Annotated in this window: 22 protein-coding genes and 1 tRNA gene; 19 read left to right on the top strand and 4 right to left on the bottom strand. The window is 64.5% G+C overall.

Features of this window, described 5'->3' with window-relative positions:
- The first annotated feature begins 73 nt into the window (after positions 1 to 73).
- Together mutM and BLU88_RS08320 are read left to right on the top strand one after the other, a co-directional pair.
- Positions 74 to 1,012, top strand: coding sequence for a bifunctional DNA-formamidopyrimidine glycosylase/DNA-(apurinic or apyrimidinic site) lyase (gene mutM, locus BLU88_RS08315; RefSeq protein WP_092012341.1), 939 nt, complete (start codon positions 74 to 76; stop codon positions 1,010 to 1,012).
- A 293-nt stretch (positions 1,013 to 1,305) separates the two neighbouring features.
- A complete protein-coding gene (locus BLU88_RS08320) occupies positions 1,306 to 1,701 on the top strand; it encodes a DoxX family protein (RefSeq protein ID WP_092012344.1) in 396 nt (131 codons plus the stop codon).
- 21 nt (positions 1,702 to 1,722) lie between these two features.
- Here the strand turns inward: BLU88_RS08320 and BLU88_RS08325 are convergent, their stop codons facing one another.
- The 4 genes from BLU88_RS08325 to BLU88_RS08340 all read right to left on the bottom strand — a co-directional run bounded on the left by BLU88_RS08325 (position 1,723) and on the right by BLU88_RS08340 (position 5,384).
- Positions 1,723 to 2,583, bottom strand: coding sequence for a CorA family divalent cation transporter (locus BLU88_RS08325; RefSeq protein WP_157689039.1), 861 nt, complete (start codon positions 2,581 to 2,583; stop codon positions 1,723 to 1,725).
- A gap of 72 nt (positions 2,584 to 2,655) precedes the next feature.
- Positions 2,656 to 3,129, bottom strand: a complete 474-nt coding sequence (locus BLU88_RS08330) for a hypothetical protein (protein WP_092012351.1) — start codon at positions 3,127 to 3,129, stop codon at positions 2,656 to 2,658.
- Between the two features lie 92 nt (positions 3,130 to 3,221).
- Positions 3,222 to 5,027 carry a BCCT family transporter gene (locus BLU88_RS08335; protein ID WP_157689041.1) on the bottom strand — a complete coding sequence of 602 codons (1,806 nt, stop codon included), beginning with the start codon at positions 5,025 to 5,027 and terminating at the stop codon, positions 3,222 to 3,224.
- A gap of 284 nt (positions 5,028 to 5,311) precedes the next feature.
- Positions 5,312 to 5,384 (bottom strand) — tRNA-Asn (locus BLU88_RS08340).
- Positions 5,385 to 5,471: 87 nt separating this feature from the next.
- Between BLU88_RS08340 and smc the strand changes: the two genes are divergently transcribed.
- From smc to dprA, 17 genes are all read left to right on the top strand, one after another.
- A complete protein-coding gene (gene smc, locus BLU88_RS08345) occupies positions 5,472 to 9,011 on the top strand; it encodes a chromosome segregation protein SMC (protein WP_092017328.1) in 3,540 nt (1,179 codons plus the stop codon).
- A 238-nt stretch (positions 9,012 to 9,249) separates the two neighbouring features.
- A complete protein-coding gene (locus BLU88_RS08350) occupies positions 9,250 to 9,651 on the top strand; it encodes a hypothetical protein (RefSeq protein WP_092012356.1) in 402 nt (133 codons plus the stop codon).
- Between the two features lie 160 nt (positions 9,652 to 9,811).
- Positions 9,812 to 10,954 (top strand): signal recognition particle-docking protein FtsY, encoded by a 1,143-nt coding sequence (ftsY, locus tag BLU88_RS08355; RefSeq protein ID WP_092012359.1) that lies wholly within the window; start codon positions 9,812 to 9,814, stop codon positions 10,952 to 10,954.
- Positions 10,955 to 11,115: 161 nt separating this feature from the next.
- Positions 11,116 to 12,336 (top strand): ammonium transporter, encoded by a 1,221-nt coding sequence (locus BLU88_RS08360; RefSeq protein WP_092012362.1) that lies wholly within the window; start codon positions 11,116 to 11,118, stop codon positions 12,334 to 12,336.
- A gap of 142 nt (positions 12,337 to 12,478) precedes the next feature.
- On the top strand, positions 12,479 to 14,092 hold the full coding sequence (ffh, locus tag BLU88_RS08365; protein ID WP_092017330.1) for a signal recognition particle protein: 1,614 nt from the start codon (positions 12,479 to 12,481) through the stop codon (positions 14,090 to 14,092).
- Between the two features lie 157 nt (positions 14,093 to 14,249).
- Complete coding sequence (gene rpsP / locus BLU88_RS08370; protein ID WP_092012365.1) at positions 14,250 to 14,693, top strand: 30S ribosomal protein S16; 444 nt, start codon at positions 14,250 to 14,252, stop codon at positions 14,691 to 14,693.
- A gap of 1 nt (position 14,694) precedes the next feature.
- Complete coding sequence (locus BLU88_RS08375) at positions 14,695 to 14,925, top strand: RNA-binding protein (protein WP_039210974.1); 231 nt, start codon at positions 14,695 to 14,697, stop codon at positions 14,923 to 14,925.
- Positions 14,926 to 15,103: 178 nt separating this feature from the next.
- The gene (gene rimM / locus BLU88_RS08380; RefSeq protein ID WP_092012368.1) at positions 15,104 to 15,604 is read left to right on the top strand and encodes a ribosome maturation factor RimM; all 501 of its coding nucleotides are present in this window, start codon (positions 15,104 to 15,106) and stop codon (positions 15,602 to 15,604) included.
- A 56-nt stretch (positions 15,605 to 15,660) separates the two neighbouring features.
- Entirely contained in the window at positions 15,661 to 16,479 is an 819-nt protein-coding gene (gene trmD / locus BLU88_RS08385) for a tRNA (guanosine(37)-N1)-methyltransferase TrmD (protein WP_092017332.1), read from the top strand.
- 173 nt (positions 16,480 to 16,652) lie between these two features.
- Complete coding sequence (rplS, locus tag BLU88_RS08390) at positions 16,653 to 16,994, top strand: 50S ribosomal protein L19 (protein ID WP_025777317.1); 342 nt, start codon at positions 16,653 to 16,655, stop codon at positions 16,992 to 16,994.
- Between the two features lie 31 nt (positions 16,995 to 17,025).
- Positions 17,026 to 17,649 carry a signal peptidase I gene (gene lepB / locus BLU88_RS08395; RefSeq protein WP_092012371.1) on the top strand — a complete coding sequence of 208 codons (624 nt, stop codon included), beginning with the start codon at positions 17,026 to 17,028 and terminating at the stop codon, positions 17,647 to 17,649.
- Between the two features lie 159 nt (positions 17,650 to 17,808).
- Positions 17,809 to 18,516 (top strand): signal peptidase I, encoded by a 708-nt coding sequence (lepB, locus tag BLU88_RS08400; protein ID WP_092012374.1) that lies wholly within the window; start codon positions 17,809 to 17,811, stop codon positions 18,514 to 18,516.
- Entirely contained in the window at positions 18,516 to 19,253 is a 738-nt protein-coding gene (locus BLU88_RS08405) for a ribonuclease HII (protein ID WP_092012377.1), read from the top strand. Before lepB (BLU88_RS08400) ends, BLU88_RS08405 begins: the two co-directional genes overlap by 1 nt.
- Entirely contained in the window at positions 19,250 to 19,567 is a 318-nt protein-coding gene (locus tag BLU88_RS08410) for a DUF2469 domain-containing protein (RefSeq protein ID WP_025777313.1), read from the top strand. The genes BLU88_RS08405 and BLU88_RS08410 overlap by 4 nt, the downstream gene beginning before the upstream one ends.
- Positions 19,568 to 19,736: 169 nt before the next feature.
- Positions 19,737 to 20,174: a YraN family protein gene (locus tag BLU88_RS08415; protein ID WP_092012380.1), complete on the top strand. Its 438-nt coding sequence runs from the start codon at positions 19,737 to 19,739 to the stop codon at positions 20,172 to 20,174.
- Positions 20,171 to 21,778, top strand: coding sequence for a YifB family Mg chelatase-like AAA ATPase (locus tag BLU88_RS08420; protein ID WP_092012383.1), 1,608 nt, complete (start codon positions 20,171 to 20,173; stop codon positions 21,776 to 21,778). Before BLU88_RS08415 ends, BLU88_RS08420 begins: the two co-directional genes overlap by 4 nt.
- Complete coding sequence (gene dprA / locus BLU88_RS08425; RefSeq protein ID WP_092012386.1) at positions 21,775 to 23,004, top strand: DNA-processing protein DprA; 1,230 nt, start codon at positions 21,775 to 21,777, stop codon at positions 23,002 to 23,004. The genes BLU88_RS08420 and dprA overlap by 4 nt, the downstream gene beginning before the upstream one ends.
- Positions 23,005 to 23,006: the final 2 nt, after the last annotated feature.

A 23,006-nucleotide genomic window follows, 5' to 3' on the forward strand; every position in this document is an offset into this window, starting at 1 on the left:
CGGGCTCTTCGCTGACATCTTCTTCGCTGAGGTCTTCTTCGTTGACCGATGGGGCTGATGGGGCGATGTCCTGATGCCTGAGCTTCCCGAAGTCGAGAGCGTTCGTCGCGGCGTCGACGAATGGACGTCCGGAACCACAATCACCGGCGCCGAGGTGGCCGACCCCCGAATCCTGGGCACGACGTCCCAGCGGCGCATCGATCCGTCCGCGGTTTCCGGGTTCGTTTCGGCCGTGACCGGGGCGCACATCCTTAGGGCCGAACGGCGCGGGAAGTTCATGTGGCTGTGCCTGGGGGAGGGGGCTGATCTCTCCACTGCGGACCCGGTCGCTTCACCTGTGCCGAGGCCCGAACTCGGCATCCTCGTGCATCTGGGCATGAGCGGACAGCTGCGCATCCACTCGCCCGGCGAGGAGATCCACCGCCACACACGGGCGATTCTGCACCTCTCGGACGATGGAGGACAGCCACGAGAACTGCGCTTTGTCGACCAGCGGATCTTCGGCCATATCGGCGTCCAACCTCTCGTCCACGGGTACGGTCGGCTCGTCCCCGCCTCGGCGATGCACATCGCGGCTGATCCGCTCGAGCCCGCGTTCGATCCGGAACGGGTCATGGGGGACCTGGCGAAGAAGCGCACCGCGATCAAAGTCGCACTGCTCGACCAGACCCTGGTCAGCGGAATCGGCAACATCTATGCCGACGAAGCACTGTTCCGGGCGGGAGTCCACCCCTTGGCGGTACCGGGCCGGACGCGGAAGAGCCGCCTCGTGGCGGTGCTCGAATCCGCGACGAAAGTCATGAGCGATGCCCTGGCCGTGGGCGGGACGAGCTTCGACGCGCTCTACGTCAACGTCAACGGCGAATCCGGATACTTCGATCGCGCCCTGCTCGTCTACGGGCGCGGGGGACAGGAATGTGTGCGCTGCGGGACGGAGATCGTCAAGATCACCGTCGGCGGCCGCGGAACCCACTACTGTCCCGTGTGCCAGAAGCCCCCACGGTATAGGTAGGCGGTGACGACGCTGGGGTGATCCGGCCTCCGTGTCTCCGGCACGGTGCACTCCAGCTGCCGAGAGCATCCCGCACCGTTGCTCGCAGTCCCTCGCCTTCGCCGCAAGTCCTACAGTCAACAGTCCATCGGTCACCGGCAGCGGCATTATGCACCGCTGCAGCGCGGTGAAATGAAACTCAGGGTGAGGGATGCCGGGCAGGAGGGGCTGTCGAGACCTTCGGCTGCAACGCAGTGAAGCGTAGACTCGGTCGAGAGGTCGCCACCTCGGCGCTCAGGCGGAGAGGATTGCTCATGTTCACGGTTCCAACGATCGCTGCAGGGGTCGTACTCCTGCTCGTCAGGGCGGTTCTGACGGTGGCTTTCGTCCGCGAGTTCATGGTCAAGGCCAAGGATATTCCGCGGTTCGCCAAAGCGGATGGGCTCAACGTCCCGACCGCATGGTTCGTCGCCATCGCCGAGCTCGCCGCCGCAGTCTCATTCGCCACCGGCGTCCTCGCCCAATGGGCCGGTCTCGGCGTCGTCGTGCTCATGCTCATCACGACGAGCCTGCACGTCTTCAAATGGCACTCGAAGTACTGGGCCTCGGCGGGCGGTCCCGAATACGACCTGCTCCTGCTGGTGCTGGCCGCGGTCATCACTGCGTTCGGTGCCGGCCCGATCGCCATTCCGGCGCTGTTCGGAATGTAGCCGAGACCGGGGTCGGCCGGCTCACGACGAACGGGTCAAGCGGCGGATGAAGACGAGGGTCGCCACCGTGAGCAGGCCGGGGATGACGAGGCCGAAGACGATGAACGCCGGCAGGCTGCCCAGACGATCGAGCATCCACTGGAAGTTCATGCCGAAGAACCCCGTCGCCAGGGTCAGCGGCAGAAAGATCGTCGCCACGAGTGTCAGCCGTTCGGACACGACGGAGTCCTGTTCGTTGAGGATGTCGCCGAGCATCGCATACAGTCGCGTGGTCATCGACTGATTCGCCCCGAACGCCGCTGAAGCACGGGCGAGCAGCCGCTGATGGTCCTCGCCGAGGCTCTGCGCGAGTTCTTCCTCGTTCGACAGCAGCCTCTGTTGGGCCGCCTGGGTCTCACCGATTCGGAAGAGCTCGGCTCGCAGTCTCCCCATCGTCCGCCGCCGCGGTGAAGACGCGTAGCCCACGGACTGTGCTTCGAGCTCTTGGCACCGATCATCGATCTCGTCGAGTGCCTCTTCGCAGCGGCGCGCCACGATGAGGATGAGCTCGACGAGCACGGTCCACGTATCGCCGGCATCGGCAGGAATCTTTCCCGCGATGGAGTCCAGGGCCTTCTTCTCACCGATGACGAGCAGGCCGCGGTCACGGGCGTGGAGCTGCAGCGCATGGTGGGCACGATCCTCGTCGAGGACCTGCAGCACGAGGCTGATCTGGTCGTCGACGACCGCAGCCATCGGCCGCCTCGGCCCAGGATGTGCGGTATGCACCGTCAGGTCGAGGCTATTGGCCGCCTCATCCGTCAGCTCTCGGTCTTCGGGGGTGGCGAGAACGCAACGTGTGTCGGCTGTGTGCTCACGCAGCGCCTCGATGCTGTCGATCACGATCATCAGTCTCGCCCTCCGTCTCTCGCCGTCAGTAGTGCCGCATGCGAACACAGTATCAAGACGTCAGTGTCAGAATGCCCTCGCAAGATACGCTTTGTGGCCGTCGATGAGCGCGCGTTGCGCCTCGGTGTGGTCAGGTGGGGAGAGAATATTCGCGGGGTTCGTCGGAGATAACCACAGTGAGTCGATTTCGACGATCCGACCGTCTCGCAGGCGCGCTGCCGCAGCCAGCCGATAGCGTGAACCGGGAACCGGTAGGAGAATGCGGTCGAGATCCCGCCAGGCGATCCGATGAGGTCTGCCGGTGAAGCCGCACCAGATGAACTCCTCAGGAGTGATCTCCAACCGGGCGCGGGCTCCTAAGTGGAAATTCACCCACGCGCCGATGAGCGCGATGACCGGTGTGAAGAGGAAGATGAGAAAGAATGGTTCGGCGAAGATTGCCAGGAGGATCACCGTGATGAACGCGAGAATCGCCATGACGACGAGCATCCAGCCGATGAATGTCGAGATGTTCCCCTCGCGTCTGATGACTCTGTTCATCTATCGACGTCCTTTCCCTCAGAACTACCTGACGGCGGCCCAGCTACCTCGCGCGAGGTAGCTGGGCCGCCGTCAGGTAGCAATAGCGGGGGTTAGGCCTTGGACGTGTCCTCGTCCTCGGGCTTCGCCTCGGACTCAGAGTCGGTTGGGTCTTCCTCGATCTCGAGTTCGGAGGTCTCGAGGGCGAAGATCTCGCCGTCATACTCGTCGACCGCGGTCGCGACCGAGGTCTCGAGCACGTGCGCAGCCAGCTGCTCCTGGATCATGAGCGGATCCTTCGACAGGTCCTTCCACACTGCTACGCACAGCAGCAGCATGACGATGACGAACGGCAACGCCGAGACGATCGTGATGTTCTTCAGCCCGTCGAGCGCCTCGGCGGGATCGGAACCACCCGCCAACAGCATGACCGCTGCCACTGCACCGGTCGCAGTGCCCCAGAAGATCACGAGGCCCTTGCCCGGCTCCTGCATGCCGTTGGCCGACAGGGTGCCCATGACGATCGACGCGGAATCCGCGCCGGTGACGAAGAAGATCGCGATGAGCACGACCGTGACGATCATGAGGATGATCGCGATGAGGTTCGGCAGCGGCAGAGCGCCGAGGAGGTCGAACAGGATCGTGTCCATATTGATGTCCGGCTCGCCGTCGACGACCTTCGCAAGTGCCTTGACCGTGCCCTCGCCGCGCTCGGCGCGTTCCTGGATGCCGATGGCGCCGCCGCCGAAGATCGCGAACCAGATGGTCGAGACGACGGAGGGAACGATGAGCACACCGGTGACGAACTGACGGACGGTGCGACCACGCGAGATGCGCGCGATGAACAGACCGACGAAGGGCGACCATGACACCCACCATGCCCAGTAGAAGACGGTCCACGATGACAGCCATTCATTGACGCCCTGACCGTCGGCGGCCGTCCGCGACGCCAGCTGAGGCAGATCCTGGATGAACGAACCCACCGAGGAGGGGATGACGTTGAGGATGAACAGCGTCGGTCCGCCGATGAAGACGATGAGGGCGACTATGACGGCGAGCACCATGTTGATGTTCGACAGCCACTGGATGCCCTTCTCCACACCCGAGACCGCCGAAGCGACGAAGGCCGCGGTGAGGATGGCGATGATGATGACGAGCACCGGTGAGGAGACATCGGACATGATGCCTGCGGACTCGATGCCGCCGCCGATCTGGATGGCGCCCAGACCCAGCGAGCAGGCCGAACCGAACAGGGTCGCGAGGATTGCGAGGATGTTGATGACCTTGCCGCCGAAGCCGTTGACGGCGCGCTCGCCGAAGAGCGGGGTGAACATCGACGAGAACAGCTGCGAACGTCCCAGACGGAACGAGCCATATGCCACGCCGAGACCGACGATGGCGTACATCGCCCACGGGTAGAGCGTCCAGTGGAACAGAGTCGTGCCCATGGACGTGCCCATCGCCTGCGGGGTGGACCCGTCGACGGTGTTCGGGGGAGGCGACATGTAGAAGAACAGGGGTTCGCCGACCGCGGAGAACACGAGCCCGATGCCCATGCCGGTGGCGAACATCATCGCGATCCACGAGGAGGTCTTGAACTCCGGCTTCTCATCGTCCTTGCCCAGCGGAATCCGTCCGAACTTGCTGACGGCGACGACGATGACGAAGATCGTGAAGACCGTGGCGGCGATGACGAAGAGCCAACCGAAGTTGTCCATCACGCCGGTCAGCAGTGTGCCCGCCACAGAACCGAGGGATTCGGGGGAGACGAAGCCCCAAACGACGAAGGCGACGGCGAGGATGCCGGCCGCAAAGAAGACCACCTTGTCCAGTCCCTCACGTCTGAAGGGCTTGAGTGCGGTCGTCGGATGCTTCAGATGCTCGATGAGCTCCTGAGTCTTAGTGTGTTCACTGCTCATAGTGATCGGGCCGATCGGGGGCGGGTCCTCGGTGGAGCAGTTGAGAACGAGCTGCCGCCTCGGCGTTCCTTCCTTCAATGGACTGCATTCGGACAGGTGGCCGAAGGCATCCGAGCCGAGTGCACCCGAACACCTCTCACTCATGATCATGACAGAACACGGGCGAAGGTGGTCGGAACTCCCTCTTCTCGAACCACCATCGGTCGCCTTTCGCTGTGCTTCACCGCTATACGGGTGCGGTGAATAGTGAGGGGCCCTGCCGCGCACGACAGGGCCCCTTCCAGCTCCCCCGGCTGGGCTCGAACCAGCGACCCTTCGATTAACAGTCGAATGCTCTGCCAACTGAGCTACGGAGGAAAACGGCGCAGTCGTCTACGCACGAGGAGAAACTCTACCAAAAGATTCAGGATCTCGCCGCCTCCTGAGGATATGCTGGGTGCCAATATGCATCTCAAAAGCCTGACCTTGCGGGGATTCAAGTCCTTCGCCTCGGCGACGACCCTCAGGTTCGAGCCGGGAATCACCTGTGTCGTCGGACCCAACGGCTCGGGCAAGTCGAACGTCGTCGACGCCCTGTCTTGGGTGATGGGAGAGCAGGGTGCGAAGAATCTGCGCGGCGGAAAGATGGACGACGTCATCTTCGCCGGAACCTCGAAACGTCAGGCACTGGGCCGCGCCGAGGTGACTCTGACCATCGACAACACCGACGGAGCCATCCCCGTCGACTACACCGAGGTGACCATCTCGCGGACCCTGTTCCGCACCGGGGGATCCGAATACGCCGTCAACGGTGCGCCGGCCAGACTGCTCGATATCCAAGAGCTGCTCAACGACTCCGGCCTGGGCAAGGAGATGCACGTCATCGTCGGTCAGGGCCGCCTGGATGCGATCCTCCACGCCGACCCGCTGGAGCGGCGCAGCTTCATCGAAGAGGCCGCCGGGGTGCTCAAACACCGGCGCCGCAAGGACAAAGCGGTCCGCAAACTCACCGGACTGCAGACGAATCTCGACCGGCTCGCCGACCTGCGCACCGAACTCAACCGGCAATTGGGACCGTTGGGACGGCAGGCCGAAGCCGCCGCGAAAGCCGCGACCGTCCAAGCGACCCTGCGGGATGCCACCGCCAGACTTCTCGCCGACGATGCCGTGCGGATGCAGTCCTCACTGGCTTCGACCAGCGACGGCGAAGACCACAGTGACCGCATCGCCGAACTCGACCACCGGCGCACCCGCGCCGAGGCACGTCTGTCGGAGATCGAAGCCCGCCTGTCCGAACTCGACTCCGAACTCGAAGTCCAACGCACCGCGGAATCGCACACGCAGACTTTGGTTGTGCGTGCCCAAGGGCTGAGCCAGCGTGCCGAAGACAAACGCTCCCACCTGCTCTCCGAAGTCACGAGCTTGGGACAGCGGGAATCGAAGTCACCCGAAGAGCTGCGCGCCCAGGCCGAACGCAACCGCTCCGAACTTCACGCCGCCGAGGAGGCCGTGACCGAGAAGACGAATGCTCTCGAAGCCAGCCAAGCGCGGAAAGAAGAGCTCACCCAAGCTCTGCGCACTGCCGAGGACGAGGTCAAGGCCGCGCAGATCGCCATCACCGAGGCGGTGAAGAACCGTTCGGCTCTGCAGTCGAAGCAGACCCAGGCGGCCGAGCGGATCACCGATCTGAAGTCGCGGATCGAAGCCAACCGGAAAGAGATCGAAACCGTCACCGCCCGCATCACGGAGCGAAGCAAGGAGCTCGAAACCGCCGAGACAGGGGTCGAGGACGTCGAAGCCGGTGAGAGCCAACTCGACTCCGCCTACGAGGCGGCTCAGGAGAAACTCGAGAAGCTCGAGGCCGAACGCACCAAGCTGCAGGAGGAGCGGGCGCAGGTCGCATCCGAACTGTCCTCGGCGAAAGCCCGCGCGGAAGCCCTGGCCCTGGGCACCGCCTTGGAAGCCGACCTCGAAGACATCGTCAACGCGAAGCTGCCGGGAGTGCGCACGGCCGTGACCGAACGGCTGAGCGTCGATCACGGATTCGAGATGGCTGCGGCCGCGGCCCTGTCGACCACGGTCTCCGGCGTCATCGTCGATGACAGCGAAGTGGCGCTGGCAGTGCTCGACCACCTCGGCGAGGATACGAACGTGTCCCTGACCATCCCCGCCGGTGCCGAAACAGGCGCCGGGAAGGGCGGCGGGAGTGCCCTTCCTGCACTGGCCGAACTGCCGGATCTGGGAGACCTGCGATGGCTCTCCGACGTCGTCGACAGCGACATCCCCGAACTGCGCACTCTGCTGAAACGAGCCCTGCACGGAGTCGCCTGCGTGCCCGACGCGCGCACCGGAATCGAGCTGACCGAGGCTCGGCCTGAACTCACCGCCGTCACCGTCCACGGCGAAGTGCTCACTGCGACCCGCATCAGCCGTGCACGCACCGCCTCGGGCACACGCTTGGCCTCACAGACCGCGCTAGAGGACTCGCATTCCCAGATCGCCGATCTCGAGGACCGGGCGGGGAAACTCGATTCCGAACTCGAGGAACTCGAACCGCGGCTGACCACGGCGCGGGAGGAATCGGCCGCAGCGCTCGAGGCCCTCCACTCCTCGGATGCGAAGATCATGGCCGCCGCCGAAGAGGTCTCGCGCATCACCGGAGAGATCGGCGTGGCCCGGACTCGTGTGCAGCGTGCAGAAGAGAACGCCACCGAACTCGAAACCCGCCTCGCCGCCGCCGAACGCGACTCTCAATCGGCCGCTGCGGCACTGGCCGGAGCCGCCGAAGTCGACGAAGTCGTCGACACCGCCGCCCGTGACGAACTCAGCACACAGGTCGCCCAATCCTCGGAAGACCTCGTCGAAGCCCGCATCAGCCACCGGTCGGCCGCCGACCGGGCTCGGTTCCTCAGCGACCGTGTCGACTCCCTCCTGCGGGCGGCGAAGGCCGAAGAGGCAGCGCGGGAGCAGACCCAACGCACGATCGCGAAGAAGAAGCGCGCGGCTGCCTCCGTGCAGCTCATCGCCGAAACCGCGGCCGAAGCCGCAGAACTCGCCACCTCCACGGTGGCCGAACTCGGCGAGGCGATCCAGGTCCTTGTCGACGAACGCGGCGGTCTGCGCGACGAGAAGGGCCGCCTCGGCGAGGAATTGGGGTCGACACGAACCCAGCTGCAGAAGCTCAAGGACGCCGCCGCCGAGGCGGAACTCGCGAAGGAGCGGTTCCGGCTCAAGCTGGAGGAGATCTCTCACCGGTCGGACGAGGAGACGGGGCTGAGCATCGACCGCCTCGTCGACGAATTCGGACCGCACCTGCCCGTCCCGTCGTTCGAGGACGGTGTGGAGGACCGCCCATATGTGCGCGCCGAAGTGGAGAAGCGGCAGAAGCAGGCGGCCTCGCAGCTCAAGCGCATCGGCACGGTCAATCCGCTCGCGCTCGAGGAGTACGAGGCGCTGAAGGAGCGGCATCAGTTCCTCGAGAAGCAGATCGCGGACATCGAATCCTCCCGCAAGGACCTCATGCAGCTTGTCGAGGAGGTCGACCGGCACGTCGAACGCGTCTTCGCCGAAGCCTATGCGGATACGGCGCGGGAATTCGAGGACATCTTCTCGCGCCTCTTCCCCGGCGGTGAGGGCGCACTGAGCCTGACGGATCCCGACGATATGCTCACCACCGGCGTCGACGTGCACGCCCGCCCGGCCGGCAAGAAGGTCAAACGCCTGTCTCTGCTCTCCGGAGGGGAGCGGTCGCTGGTCGCCGTGGCCATGCTGGTCGCGATCTTCAAGGCCCGACCGAGCCCGTTCTACGTCATGGACGAGGTCGAAGCGGCACTCGACGATCTCAACCTCTCGCGGCTGCTGACCGTGTTCGAAGAGCTGCAGGACTCCTCGCAGCTCATCGTCATCACCCACCAGAAACGGACGATGGAGATCGCCGACGCCCTCTACGGTGTGACGATGCACGGCGACGGAGTGTCGAAAGTCATATCACAGCGGATCCCGTGATCCGCGCTCGACGTTCCAGCCGATGTGCCCGAGGTGACGGGCCCGCAGCTGGAGCACAAGGCTGATTGACGGTGGTGCCCAGGACAGTCCCAGGGAATTTTGCAACTGCGCTACGGCGGGCGAGCACAATTGTCGTGGCCGGGGACTATAGACTTGGGTCGAGACACAGGTATTCGAAGAACGTGAGGAGCGGGACGTCCATGGCCGAGGCTGCTGTACTGCGAGGTGGCTCTAGGGCATGAATTCGGTACTTGTCGTCGTCGTCGGGCTGGCGATCTCGTTCGCTCTGGCACTCGTCGTGGTCCTCCTCGTGGCCCTGCCCGGCCTGCGCGCCGAAGGACGCCTGCGCTACTCTTCCGACGTGCAGCGATTCCGTCTGCCGCCCGAATGGACCGGCTACGACGACGAAGTCCACGAATTCTTCGGCCACGATGACGGCACCTCGCATCTGGCGACGCGGGAACAGGCGGCAGTGACCGCGATCCGCGATCACTCCTACGTGCTGCGCCCCCAGCCCCGACGCCATGCGGCCCCCTCACTCATCACGGTGCGCCCGCGCACCCGCCATTGGAAGATTCCCGAGTCCGGAACCGGGTGGAAGACCACCGCCGGGCTGCTCTTCGGCAGCCGCGGTTCCTGACCCGCGACCCGTGCGGCCCCGAGCGATCGAGGCTCACGACAACGGAGACAGCGCCGACTGATTCCGGCGCGCACACCGACACACAGACACCACCGGAAGAGTCCGGGAACTCGAGTGCCGTCGGCCAGAACGGCGGCACTCAAAGGAGGACGGAAGAACCATGGATCAGCCGATCATCTTGCTCATCGTCGCGGCGATCGTGTTCGCGATCGTCGTCGGCGTGGGCATCTCCCTGCGCGTCAACGCCCGCAAGAAGGGCTTCGACGACAAGCAAGGCATCGATGCGGAAGTCACCGGTGAGCTGAGCATCGATGAAGTCGCCGAGGCGGTCGAGAAGGACAAAGCCGAAGCGCGCGGTTCCGAGGTCCCCACCGAACCGGCCAGCCGCCTCGTGCGCCTGCGCGAACGCCTGGCGAAGTCGAACACCGGGCTCGGGCGCGGACTGCTCAACCTCCTTTCACGCGACAACCTCGACGAATCCACGTGGGAGGAGATCGAGGATACGCTCATCCTCGCCGACGTCGGCGTCGAACCGACTACCGAACTCGTCGACCGCCTGCGCGAACGCGTCAAGGTGCTCGGCACCCGGGATCCTGAAGAGGTTCGCGGGCTGCTGCGCGAAGAGCTCATCAAACTCGTCGATCCGACGATGGACCGTTCGCTTGCCGACACCGGCAAGGGTGATGACCCCTCCGTCATCCTCGTCGTCGGCGTCAACGGTGCCGGGAAGACGACGACGGTGGGCAAGATCGCTCGTGTGCTCGTCGCCGAGGACAAGACCGTGCTGCTTGGTGCCGCAGACACCTTCCGTGCCGCCGCGGCCGAACAGCTGGCCACATGGGGTGAACGCGTCGGCGTCGAAACCGTCCGCAAGGAAGAAGGGGCCGACCCAGCCTCGGTGGCCTACTCGGCCGTCGAACAGGGGCAGGCCGACGGCACCGACGTCGTCCTCATCGACACCGCCGGACGTCTGCAGAACAAACGCGGACTCATGGACGAGCTCGGCAAGGTCAAGCGAGTGGCCACCCGCCCGCTGGGGGAGGGCCACGAGATCGACGAAGTGCTCCTCGTCCTCGACGCGACCACCGGACAGAACGGCATGCAGCAGGCGAAGGTCTTCGCCGAGGCGGTCGACATCACCGGAATCGTGCTCACCAAGCTCGACGGCACCGCGAAGGGCGGAATCGTCGTCGCCGTCCAGCGTGAGCTCGGAGTTCCGGTCAAGCTCATCGGCCTCGGCGAAGGTGCGGACGACCTGGCGCCATTCACCGCAGAAGGGTTCGTCGACGCGCTGCTCGACTGATTTCGCATACTGATTCTGCCGGGTCTCACCCTTGTATCTGCTGGGGGAGGCCCGGCTTGTCATATTCACGAAACATGGGCGAAGCATCACTGTGACATGCGTCATGGAAACTGTCTCTGCGCGGTTCGATACGGAACCGGCTTCGACAGATGAGAGACGACATGGAACTCGATGCAGTGAACGTATGGATGATGGTCGCAGCGGGGTTGGTCCTGCTCATGACCCCGGGTGTGGCGTTCTTCTACGGCGGGATGACGCGCATCACCTCGGCCATCAACATGATGATGATGGTCTTCTCCGCAATGGCCGTCGGCGGGCTCGTCTGGGTGCTCTACGGATACGGACTGAGCTCGGGTGACTCGATCGCCGGGCTCGTCGGCAACCCGCTGTCCCAGCTCGGACTCACCGGTGCCGTGACCGATGATCCCGCCTCGCTGATCTCGATCGGCTACGGTTCGACGTTTGCGATGATCGCGATCGCGCTCATCGCCGGTGCGGTCGCCGACCGAGCGAAATTCTCCACCTGGTTGGTCTTCTCCGCCGCCTGGGTGACCATCGTGTACTGCCCGCTGGCGTTCATGGTCTGGGGCGACGGGCTGCTCAGCGAATCCGGTGCGATCGGCAGCCTGTTCGGCCCGGCCATCGACTTCGCTGGCGGCACCGTCGTCCACATCAATGCCGGAATCTCGGCGCTCGTCCTCGTCGTCGTCATGGGCCGCCGTGCCCGCTTCTCGACCCCTCACAAACCACACAACATTCCGATCACCGTGCTCGGCGCGGCCCTGCTGTGGTTCGGCTGGTTCGGCTTCAACGGCGGTGCCGCCTCGACGATCGAACAGGGCGGCCTCATCTGGATCAACACCCTGGTCGCACCGGCTGCCGGCATGATCACCTGGATCATGATCGAACGGCTGCGGGCCTCACGGCCTTCCAGCATCGGCAGCGTTTCGGGAGCGATCGCCGGCCTCGTCGCAATCACCCCGGCATGTGCCAACGTCGATCCCTACGCCGCCGTGCTCATCGGCATCGCCGCAGGTGCGGGAGCGATCTTCGCCGTCGAAGCGAAGAATCGTCTGCGCTACGACGATGCGCTCGATGTGGTGGCCGTCCACCTCGTGGCCGGAATCATCGGCACGGCAATGATCGGATTCTTCGCCTTCCCACACGAGGACGGGCCGGCAGGCCTGTTCTACGGAGGCGGACTCGAACTCCTCATCGCGCAGGTGCTCGCCTGCCTCGTGGCCATCGTCTTCGCCGGCCTCGTCACACTGGCCATTTCGCTGGTGCTGCGGTCGACGATGGGACTGCGGATCGACCCCCGCGAGGAACTCGAAGGGATCGACGCCTTCGAGCACGCGGAGCAGGCCTACTCCTTCCGGTGACCTGCGGCGGTCGGCGGCAACTGCTGACGACCGCCTCGGTGAAGGAGCTCACGGGGGTTTGCCAGCGTGCGCAGTTTCAGCCGAACGCGGGTGAGTTGCTAGTCTAGAGAGTCGACCAAACCATCGTGAAGAAGGCTTGTACGTGTTTAACTCTCTGTCCGACAGGCTCACCGCGACTTTCAAGAATCTGCGCGGTAAGGGCCGGCTGTCCGAAGCCGACGTCGATGCCACCATTCGTGAGATCCGACGTGCCCTGCTCGACGCCGACGTCGCCCTGCCTGTCGTGCGCGCCTTCACCGGCCGGATCCGCGAACGCGCCCTGTCCGAGGAGGTCTCGGGCGCACTCAATCCCGGCCAGCAGGTCGTCAAGATCGTCAATGACGAACTCGTCGGCATCCTCGGCGGTCAGACCCGTCGTCTCAACTTCGCCAAGCGCCCGCCGACGGTCATCATGCTCGCCGGTCTCCAGGGTGCCGGTAAGACCACCCTGGCCGGAAAGCTCGCCCACTGGCTGAAGTCCGAGGGCCACCGGCCGATGCTCGTCGCAGCCGACCTGCAGCGCCCCAACGCCGTCAACCAGCTCCAGATCGTCGGTGAACGTGCCGGTGCTGTGGTCTACGCCCCGGAACCGGGCAACGGTGTCGGCGATCCGATCCAGGTCGCCACCGACTCGATCGACGTCGCGAAGTCCAAACTCCATGACGTCGTCATCGTCGATACGGCTGGCCGTCTCGGCATCGACGAGGAGCTCATGCAGCAGGCCGCGGACATCCGCACCGCGGTCAACCCCGACGAAGTCCTCTTCGTCATCGATGCGATGATCGGTCAGGACGCGGTGAAGACCGCTGAGGCGTTCCTCGACGGCGTCGACTTCACCGGTGTCGTACTCTCGAAGCTCGACGGTGACTCCCGCGGCGGTGCCGCGCTGTCCGTCGCCGAGGTGACCGGAAAGCCGATCATGTTCGCCTCGACGGGCGAGTCGATGAAGGACTTCGAACAGTTCCATCCGGACCGGATGGCTGATCGGATCCTCGACATGGGCGACATCATGACGCTCATCGAACAGGCCGAGAAGAACTTCGACGAAAAAGAGACCGAGAAGCTCAAGAAGAAGGTCGAATCCGGCGAGGACTTCGACCTCAACGACTTCCTCACGCAGATGGCGGGCCTGAAGAAGATGGGCTCGATGAAGAAGATGCTGGGCATGATGCCCGGCATGAGCCAGTACAAGGAGCAGCTGGCGAACTTCGACGAGCGTGAGGTCGACCGGGTCGAAGCGATTGTGAGATCGATGACACCCCAGGAGCGCTCCAACCCGAAGATCCTCAACGGCTCCCGTCGAGCCCGCATCGCCAAGGGCGCCGGCACCACAGTCACCGCGGTCAACCAGCTCATGGAACGCTTCACCCAGGCGCAGAAGATGATGCGTTCGATGACCCGCGGCGGCGGTGGCATGCCCGGAATGCCCGGTGGCGGCGGTATGCCGCAGATGCCCGGAATGGGCGGAATGCCTGGTGCCGCGGGCGGAAAGAAGAAGAAACCCGCAGGGAAGAAGAAGGGCCGCAAGGGCGGTCAGTCGGGCAATCCGGCCAAGCGCGCGCAGGAAGCGCAGGCGCTGGCTGACAAGAAGGCGGGCAAGACCCAGGATCCGGTCGGTTCGGCCTTCGGCGGAGTCGATCTGGGCAAGGACGAGGAATTCGATCCGGCGAACCTGCCCAAGGGCTTCGGCGGAATCTTCCCAGGTGGCAAGAAGTAGCGCCTTCTGGCACAATTGACTCTTGTACTTTTGCTCTCGGTCCGGGCCCTCTCATCCGCGCCGAAGTGATAGTCCGAGCCGCGGCTTCCAGCAGATCAACCCCACGATTCTTCTGGTACAGCTGTGCACACAGAACACAAAAGGAGACACCACTAAAGTGGCAGTCAAAATTCGTCTGACCCGCATGGGCAAGATCCGTGCACCCTTCTACCGCGTCGTCGTCGCTGATTCGAAGACCCGTCGCGACGGTAAGGCCATCGAGCAGATCGGCATCTACCACCCGACCCGCGAGCCTTCGGTCATCGAGATCGATTCCGAGCGCGCTCAGTACTGGCTCTCCGTCGGTGCGCAGCCGAGCGATCAGGTCAAGGCCCTGCTCAAGCTCACCGGCGACTGGCAGAAGTTCAAGGGCGAGGGTGAAGCGGTCAACACCGTGAAGCCGCAGCCGGAGAAGGAAGCCTACGTGGCTCCCAACGCTGAATCGGTCATCAAGGAAGCCATCACGCAGAAGGGCGGCAAGTCCGCTGATGCTGCTGAGGCTCCGGCCGAGGAAGCAGCCGAAGCATCATCTGAGGCCGCTGAAGAAAGCGCTGAAGCCTGAGATGTTGCCTGATTCGCTCGAACATCTGGTCCGCGGAATCGTCGATCATCCCGATGACGTCTCCGTTCGTTCGCGTTCTTCGCAGCGCGGCACGACCCTCGAGGTCCGGGTTCACCCCGAGGACCTCGGCCGGGTCATCGGCCGGGCAGGCAGGACCGCCAAGGCCCTGCGCACCGTGATGAACTCGCTGGCCGGCCGTGAGTCGGTGCGAGTGGACCTCATCGAGGCGTAATTCCAACATCCGAGAGGGGATGCAGTGCACATGCGCTGCATCCCCTCTCGTGCATTCACTTAACCGTCCCGGACTACACTGGTGCCAGAACACGGCGATCCGCCGGCTGACCGAACACGCAGTCATCCGGATGCCTGATCGGCCGGACAGACAGCGACAGCAGACTTCGAGGAGCAGTATGGACACGGTGATCGCCCGGCTGGGCAAGCCGCACGGAATCAAGGGCGAGTTCACCGTCGAGGTGCGCACCGACCGGCCAGAGGAACGGCTCAACCCCGGAGCGACCTTCGCCACCGACCCCGATGTCGGACCGCTGACGCTGAAGTCCGCGCGATGGCACCGCGACCGACTGCTCCTGGCCTTCGACGAGGTCCCCGACCGCAACCGCGCCGAGGAGATCCGCAACACCCTCATCCTCGCCGAGGCGGACGAGGAGGAAGACGAATCCGACGCCTGGTACCTCGATGACCTCATCGGACTCAAGGTCTATGAGAATGACGTCCTCGTCGGTGAGATCGTCGACGTCACCAACGGCGCCGCCCAGGATCTCCTCCACATGAAGCACACTGCCGGACACGTTGTCCTCATCCCCTTCGTCACCGAGATCGTGCCCGACGTCGACATCGAATCAGGTCGCATGACCGTCACCCCGCCCGCCGGCCTCTTCGACGCCGAATGAGCGAATCGTCCCCGATGACTGACAACGGCACCGCCACCGAGGCGGCCGCACCGCAGATGTCGATCGACGTCGTCTCGATCTTCCCCGAATACCTCGCCGGTCTGCAGCTCTCGCTCATCGGCAAAGCCGTCGACCGCGGGCAGCTGAGCCTGGACGTCCACGACCTGCGGGACTTCACCTTCGACCGGCACAACACCGTCGATGACTCGCCCTACGGAGGGGGAGCGGGAATGGTCATGAAGGCCGAACCCTGGGCCCTGGCCCTCGAACACATCCTCGCGGGACGCGGCAGCGCCGTGGAAGGCAGCAGCCCGGACGGTGGCCGGGACGATGAAGCTGCGATCGGATCCAAACCGACGCTCATCGTGCCCAGCCCGGCCGGGCAGGTGTTCGACCAGCGCATCGCCGAAGACCTCGCCGGTCGCGAACATCTCGTCTTCGCCTGCGGACGCTACGAAGGAATCGACCAGCGCGTCATCGACTGGGCGGGAGAGCACTTCGACCTGCTGCCCATGAGCATCGGCGACTACGTCCTCAACGGCGGTGAAGTCGCCTCGATGGTGATGATCGAAGCGGTCAGTCGCCTCATCCCCGGTGTCATCGGCAACCCCGAGTCTCTGACAGAGGAGAGCCACGAAGACGGACTGCTCGAATACCCCATCTATACGAAACCGGCGAGCTGGCGCGGACGTGAAGTGCCTGAGATCCTGCTCAGCGGCAACCACGCCGCGATCGCACGCTGGCGACGTGACCGACGTCTCGAACGCACAGCAGAAGTCAGGCCGGATCTGCTCGAGAAGCTCGATGGCCTGAACAAGGACGACCTGGCGGCCCTGGAGCGGTTTGAGTCTGAGCGCTCACCCGTGACAGAATAGAGCGTCGCGTTTGTTGGCACTCACCTGCTTCAGGGGGATGGGTGCCCAGGGTGGCCCGTCGCATCGAGTCGGCGGGTCGACGGGGAGTGATCCCGACAGACGATCCAGCTACCGGTTCACCGGTCCGATATGCGTGTCCTCGACCTGAAGCAGGGGCCACAGGAGAAACCACAATGCAGAAGCTCGATGTTGTAGATGCAGCCTCGCTGAAGTCTGACGTTCCCGAATTCCGTCCGGGCGACACCCTCAACGTTCACGTCAAGGTGATCGAAGGTTCGCGCTCGCGTATCCAGGTGTTCAAGGGAATCGTCATCCGTCGCCAGGGCGACGGCGTCCGCGAGACCTTCACCGTTCGTAAGATCAGCTTCGGCGTCGGTGTGGAGCGTACCTTCCCGGTGCACTCGCCCAACGTCGACAAGATCGAGGTCCTCACCCGCGGCGCCGTGCGCCGTGCGAAGCTGTACTACCTGCGCGAACTGCGCGGCAAGGCTGCTCGCATCCGCGAAAAGGCCTGATTTGCCCGGCACTGTGGGAGACGATCACACAGTGCCGAACAGACATGAAGACGCGACCTTCGGGTCGCGTCTTCTGTCTTCGGCACGGTTCTGGAAGACGATCGCGGCGATCGTCGTCGTCATCATCGTCCTCGGCGGTTCGATCCGCGGATTCGTCATCCAGCGCTTCACCATTCCCAGTGCCTCGATGGAGCCGACCCTGAAGGTCGACGACTCGATCACAGTGTGGCGTCCGGATGCCCTGCGTGGAGACCTCCAACGCGGAGACATCGTCGTCTTCGACGGTCGCGGATCGTTCGTCGACGATGCACTGCCCACCCCTCTGCAGAAGATCGGATCGTGGATCGGACTCGGACCCAGAGACGTCTACTACGTCAAACGAGTCATCGCCGTCAGCGGTGACACCCTCGAATGCTGCGATGCGAAGGGGCGTCTGCTGCTCAACGGCAAACCTCTGAACGAAGACTATGCGCCCAGGCCCGCCTCGGCGGTGGAGTTCTCCATCGAAGTCCCCGAGGGCACCATGTGGGTGATGGGCGACAACCGCAACGATTCCGCCGACTCACGGTCGTTGCTGGGACGCCCCGGTGGGGGATTCATCCCCATCGACCGGGTCATCGGCCCCGTGATCGGGCACGGTTCCTCGATCGACTGAGTACCGCCTCGGCGAGGGGATCGTCATCGGCTCAGCAGCGGCCAGGAGTTCTGAGCGTTCGCACGGAACTGCACTGCGGCTGAGTGTGAGGCGACAGTCGTGCTGATACGCTCGGTTCAGTCCACAGCCGCAGACCTGGTCAGATGTGAAAGCGAACGAATGACAAGCGAATCCGAAGCTTCCCCGCCACCCGCCTCGAAACGGTTCACGCGCGGGCTGCTGGAGACCCTGGCGATCATCGTCATCGCCCTGCTCATCTCGACGGCGCTGAAGACGTGGGTCGTCCGTTCGTTCTACATCCCGTCCGAATCCATGATGACCACCCTCCAGGTCGATGACCGGGTGCTCGTCAATCAGATGGCTCACCGCTTCGGACCCGCTGACCGCGGCGACATCATCGTCTTCGACGACCCGGACCATTGGCTCTCGGCCGCCGAGACCGCCGAATACACACCCAATCCGATCCTCGAATTCATCGGCCTGGCTCCCTCGGACTCGGGCAATCAGCTCATCAAACGCGTCATCGGCGTCGGCGGTGACACGATCAAGTGCTGCGACGCCGAAGGACGTCTGCTGGTCAACGGCGAACCGATCGACGAGACCTACCTCGATGAGGGCACCGCACCCTCGGAGGTCGAATTCGAAGTCACCGTGCCTGAAGGCCATTACTGGGTGATGGGCGACAACCGCAGCAACTCGGCCGACTCCCGGTACCACACGGACACGGACCCTTATGTGTCCGAGGACGACGTGGTCGGCACGGTGTTCCTCATCAACTGGCCGTTCAAGCACTTCAGCTGGGTCTCGACCCCTGACGAGGTCTTCGCCGACGTGCCGGACACCCCAGCGGGAGTCACCGGGAACTGATGGCCGCACGTGGACTGACCGACCTCAGCGTCGAACGAGGACTGCTGAGCGAGGGATTCGACTTCGTCATCGGCGTCGACGAGGTGGGCCGCGGCGCCCTGGCCGGACCCGTCAGCGTGGGTGTCGCCCTGTTCGACCTTCGCACCCTCACCGCCGCCGAGGTGCCCGCAGGCATTCATGACTCGAAGCAGCTGAGCGCACAGTCGCGGCAGGAGGCCACCGACCGTGTGCGATCGTGGGCGGCCGCCGCGGCAGTGGGGTCGACGACCCCCGCAGAACTCGACGAGGTGGGGATGACGATGGCTCTCAACCTCGCCGGACGACGCGCTATGCTCTCGATGCTCCACGAATGGGCGGACGCCTCGGTGGGGGAATTCCCGGGGAGGACGATGGTCCTCCTCGACGGTCGACACGATTGGCTCTCGGCCCCACTCACCCTCGACACCCTGGGGATATTCGGTGACTGTGCCGACCTCGAACTGCCGCCGGTGCGCACTGTGATCAAAGGCGACGGCTCCGTTCCGGCGATCGCGGCAGCGAGCATCGTGGCGAAAGTGGCACGCGACGAGACGATGATCGCACTGGCCGAAGCCCATCCGCACTATGGTTGGGAATCAAACGTGGGATACGGGACGGCGAAGCACCGGCAGGGCATCACCGAACTCGGTCCCAGCATCCACCACCGGAGAAGCTTCCGCCTGAGCGCGGACACAGGAGCGAAGGAGGGCCTGTCATGAGTGCCGATGATCTTGACGACTACGAAGCACAACTCGAGCTTGCGTTGTACAAGGAATACCGGGACGTCGTCGGACTCTTCGCCTATGTCGTCGAGACCGAACGCCGTTTCTACCTCGCCAACCACGTCGATCTCAAGGCTCACAACGATGCCGGCGACGTGTACTTCGAACTCACCCTGCGCGATGCCTGGGTGTGGGACAGCTACCGGTCTGCACGGTTCATCAAGACCGTGCACGTGCTGACGTTCAAGGACGTCAACATCGAGGAGATCGCGAAATCCGATCTCGAACCGCCGACGGCGATCCGCGGCTGAGACCGCTTCCTCTGCTCATCGCCGAAGTCAGGGTGGTCGCACTCGAACACCGATTGCTGTGGACGGGTCCCTGACTTGAGCGTCATCGGCCTGTGGATGGGCGGACCTCATCCACAGGCCCTTTCTCTGCTCTTCCCCTGAGTACTGCCGCCATGGTCATCTGGCCGACATGGGACGGATACGAACACCCGGTCGGACACGCACGGCAGGTCGGACACGCACCGGGAACAACACGAGGACTGCCAAGGGCCTGCGCAAACAGGCGCTCGGCAACAGGGGAGAGGACCTCGCCGCTGAGTTCCTCGAAGACGCCGGTCTGGTCGTTCTCGAACGCAACTTCCGGTGCGCTCGGGGTGAGCTCGACATCATCGCCCGCGACGGCGATACCGCGGTCTTCGTCGAGGTCAAGACGCGACGCACGGCAATGCTGGGGTCACCTCTGGAGGCCGTGACCCGCACCAAGCTCGTCCGCATCCGCACACTTGCAGGCATTTGGCTGAGCGGTCAAGACGAATACTTTCCCTCAACGCGCATCGATGCGCTCGGGATCCTCATGGAACCGCGCGTTCAGTACTTCCACTGCCCGAACATCCAGGTCGACTCATGAGTGAGGAGACCCCGGGGCGGGAGGAAGCGTCTGAGCCGGACTATGTCGAGGATGCCGAACCCGCAGCTTCGGGCCGCATCATCGGGCGGGCCTCGGCCGTGGCACTGTGGGGGCTGACGGGGAAGATCGTGTCGATCGAAGCCAGCGTGAGCGCTGGGCTGCCCGGAATCGACATCGTCGGATTGCCGGATGCTTCTGTGAGCGAATCACGCAAGAGACTGCGAGCGGCCCTGGCTTACCTTGGCAAGCCCGTCGCCACAGAACATCTGACGATCAATCTCACCCCTGGAACTGTGCCGAAGATCGGCACCGGATTCGACCTCGGCATCGCCGTTGCCGTGCTCAAAGCACTGTCGCTGATCACCGATGACGACACCGGAAACATCATCCACTGCGGTGAGATCGGACTCGACGGCAGGATCCGTCCCGTCACCGGAGTGCTCCCCTCGCTGCACACAGCGCTGCAGGCCAATTTCGACCGTTTCATCGTCCCCATCGGCAATGCCGACGAAGCGCGGCTCATCGGACGGGGAAGAGTCCTCCCTGTTGCATCCCTGGCCGAAGTGGTCAATGCCTATGGGGGCTCGATGGCGGTACCCGCACTGCCGGCAGTACTGGAAATGGACCGCCCCGTCACCGTCTCCCCGGAACTCCACGATCTCAGTGAAGTCCAAGGACAAGCCGAAGGGCGTTTCGGTCTCGAAGTGGCCGCCGCGGGCGGACATAACCTCCTCATGCGCGGCACTCCCGGCGCCGGAAAGACCCTGCTGGCCCAATGCCTCCCGGGAATCCTGCCGCCCCTCGGGGACGATGAAGCCGTCGAAGTCGCCACCGTCCGCTCCCTGCGCGGAGAACTCGACGGCAGCGACGGACTCGATCACCGCCCGCCGTTCGAGGCGCCCCACCACCGCAGCACCGCCTCGGCGCTCATCGGCGGACGCCGCCCCGGAACGGTGGGTGTCCTGAGCCGCGCCCACCGCGGAGTGCTGTTCATGGACGAAGCACCGGAATTCTCCCGCGACGTGCTCGAAGCTCTGCGGCAGCCGATGGAATCTCGTCGCGTCCACATCCACCGTGCGTGGGGATCGATGGTGCTTCCGGCGTCCTTCCAACTCATCATGGCCGCGAACCCCTGCCCCTGCGGGGTCGGGATGGCCGGAGCCGGTACGGACTGTCGGTGCACGCCCTTGGACAAACGCCGCTATCGCAACCGGCTGTCCGGGCCGCTGCTCGACCGAGTCGATCTGCAGCTCGAACTGTTCCCCGTCTCTCCCGCAGACCTCCGGCTCGGCGAGGACCAGGAGACCAGCACCACGGTTGCCGCCCGAGTGCTCGAAGCGCGGAACAGGCAGACGGAACGCTACGCCGGCTGCGACTGGAGGCTCAATGCCGAAGCGCCCGGGACCTGGCTGCGCGAACACTTCGCCCTCACACCGGCCGACCTGACCGATCTTGACCGGGCGCTGGACACCGGTCGGATCACCATGCGCGGTTATGACAGGGTGCTGCGGGTGGCAACGACTCTGGCCGATCTGGCCGGGATGCCAGGACCCGATCCGGACACGATGAGAATGGCGCTCGCCCTGAGGACACAGGAGTCATGACCGTGACCAGACAAGATGACGTTCGCGCGGCTATCGCCTCACTTCTGCGTATCGGTGAGCCCGGTGATGGTCTGCTCAAGCGGCTCGTCGACGGGATCGGTCCGGTTGCCGCCCACTCGATCATCGTGGCCGTCGGCCGTGGTGAGACCACCGCGCGCGGAGCTGTGCAGAGTCTGGCCGCCACCGGCACCGAGGCGGCCGAACACGGGCAGATGACAGAAGCCATCGACCGGTGGGCGGTGCGAGCCGGGGAAACTGAGACGAGCGGGAATGATCTGGACCTGATCGCAAGAATCGGCGGTCGTCTGGTCATTCCCGATGACGATGAGTGGCCCCGAATGCTCGACGACCTCGGTCCCGCAGCACCATTGGGCCTGTGGGTGCGAGGAGCCGCTTCACTCAACACCGTGCTGTCTCGTGCTGTTGCCGTCGTCGGCGCCAGGGCAGCCAGCAACTACGGGACCAAATGCGCCTCGGACCTTGCGTGGGATCTTGCCTCCCGGGGAATCACCGTCGTGTCCGGTGGTGCGTTCGGCATCGACGCGGCCGCCCACCGTGCCGCCATTGCGCGCGAAGCACCGACGGTGGCATTCATGGCCGGGGGAGTTGACCGCTTCTACCCGGCGGCCAATGCCGAACTGTTCGACCAGATACTCGCCACCGGTGCCATCGTGTCCGAGACAGCACCGGGAATGACGCCGATGCGTCACCGGTTCCTGCTGCGCAACCGACTCATCGCCGCCTCATCGCAGGCGAGCGTCATCGTCGAAGCCGGTTGGCGCAGTGGGGCACTCAATACCGCTCGGCATGCCCTCGAGCTCTCCCGGCAGGTCGCGGCCTTTCCCGGATCCGTGTATTCGGCGTCCTCGACCGGGGCACACAAGCTCGTGCGTGAACATGAAGCGGAACTCGTCACCTGCAGCGACGATGTCATCGCGCTCATGGACGACGGCGCCCCGGCGCACTTCTCTGCGACGGCAGCAGCTGGCGCCTCAGAGAATGGTGATCGCCCGTCGTCGTTCGATCCCCGCGAAGCGCTCGACGAGAGGGAGAAGATCTGCCTGAATGCGCTCACCGTGTCGAAGCCGCTCGACGTCGGCACCATCGCCTCTCGAGCAGGGCTGACGATCGCCGAAGCGCTCAGCTCTCTGAGCGCACTCGACCTGGCTGGATTGGCCGAACGCCGCGACACAGGATGGGTGAAGCTGCACAAGTCGCGCAGCTGAGT

The sequence above is a fragment of the Brevibacterium siliguriense genome (genome assembly GCF_900105315.1).
GTDB classification, from domain to species: Bacteria; Actinomycetota; Actinomycetes; order Actinomycetales; family Brevibacteriaceae; genus Brevibacterium; species Brevibacterium siliguriense.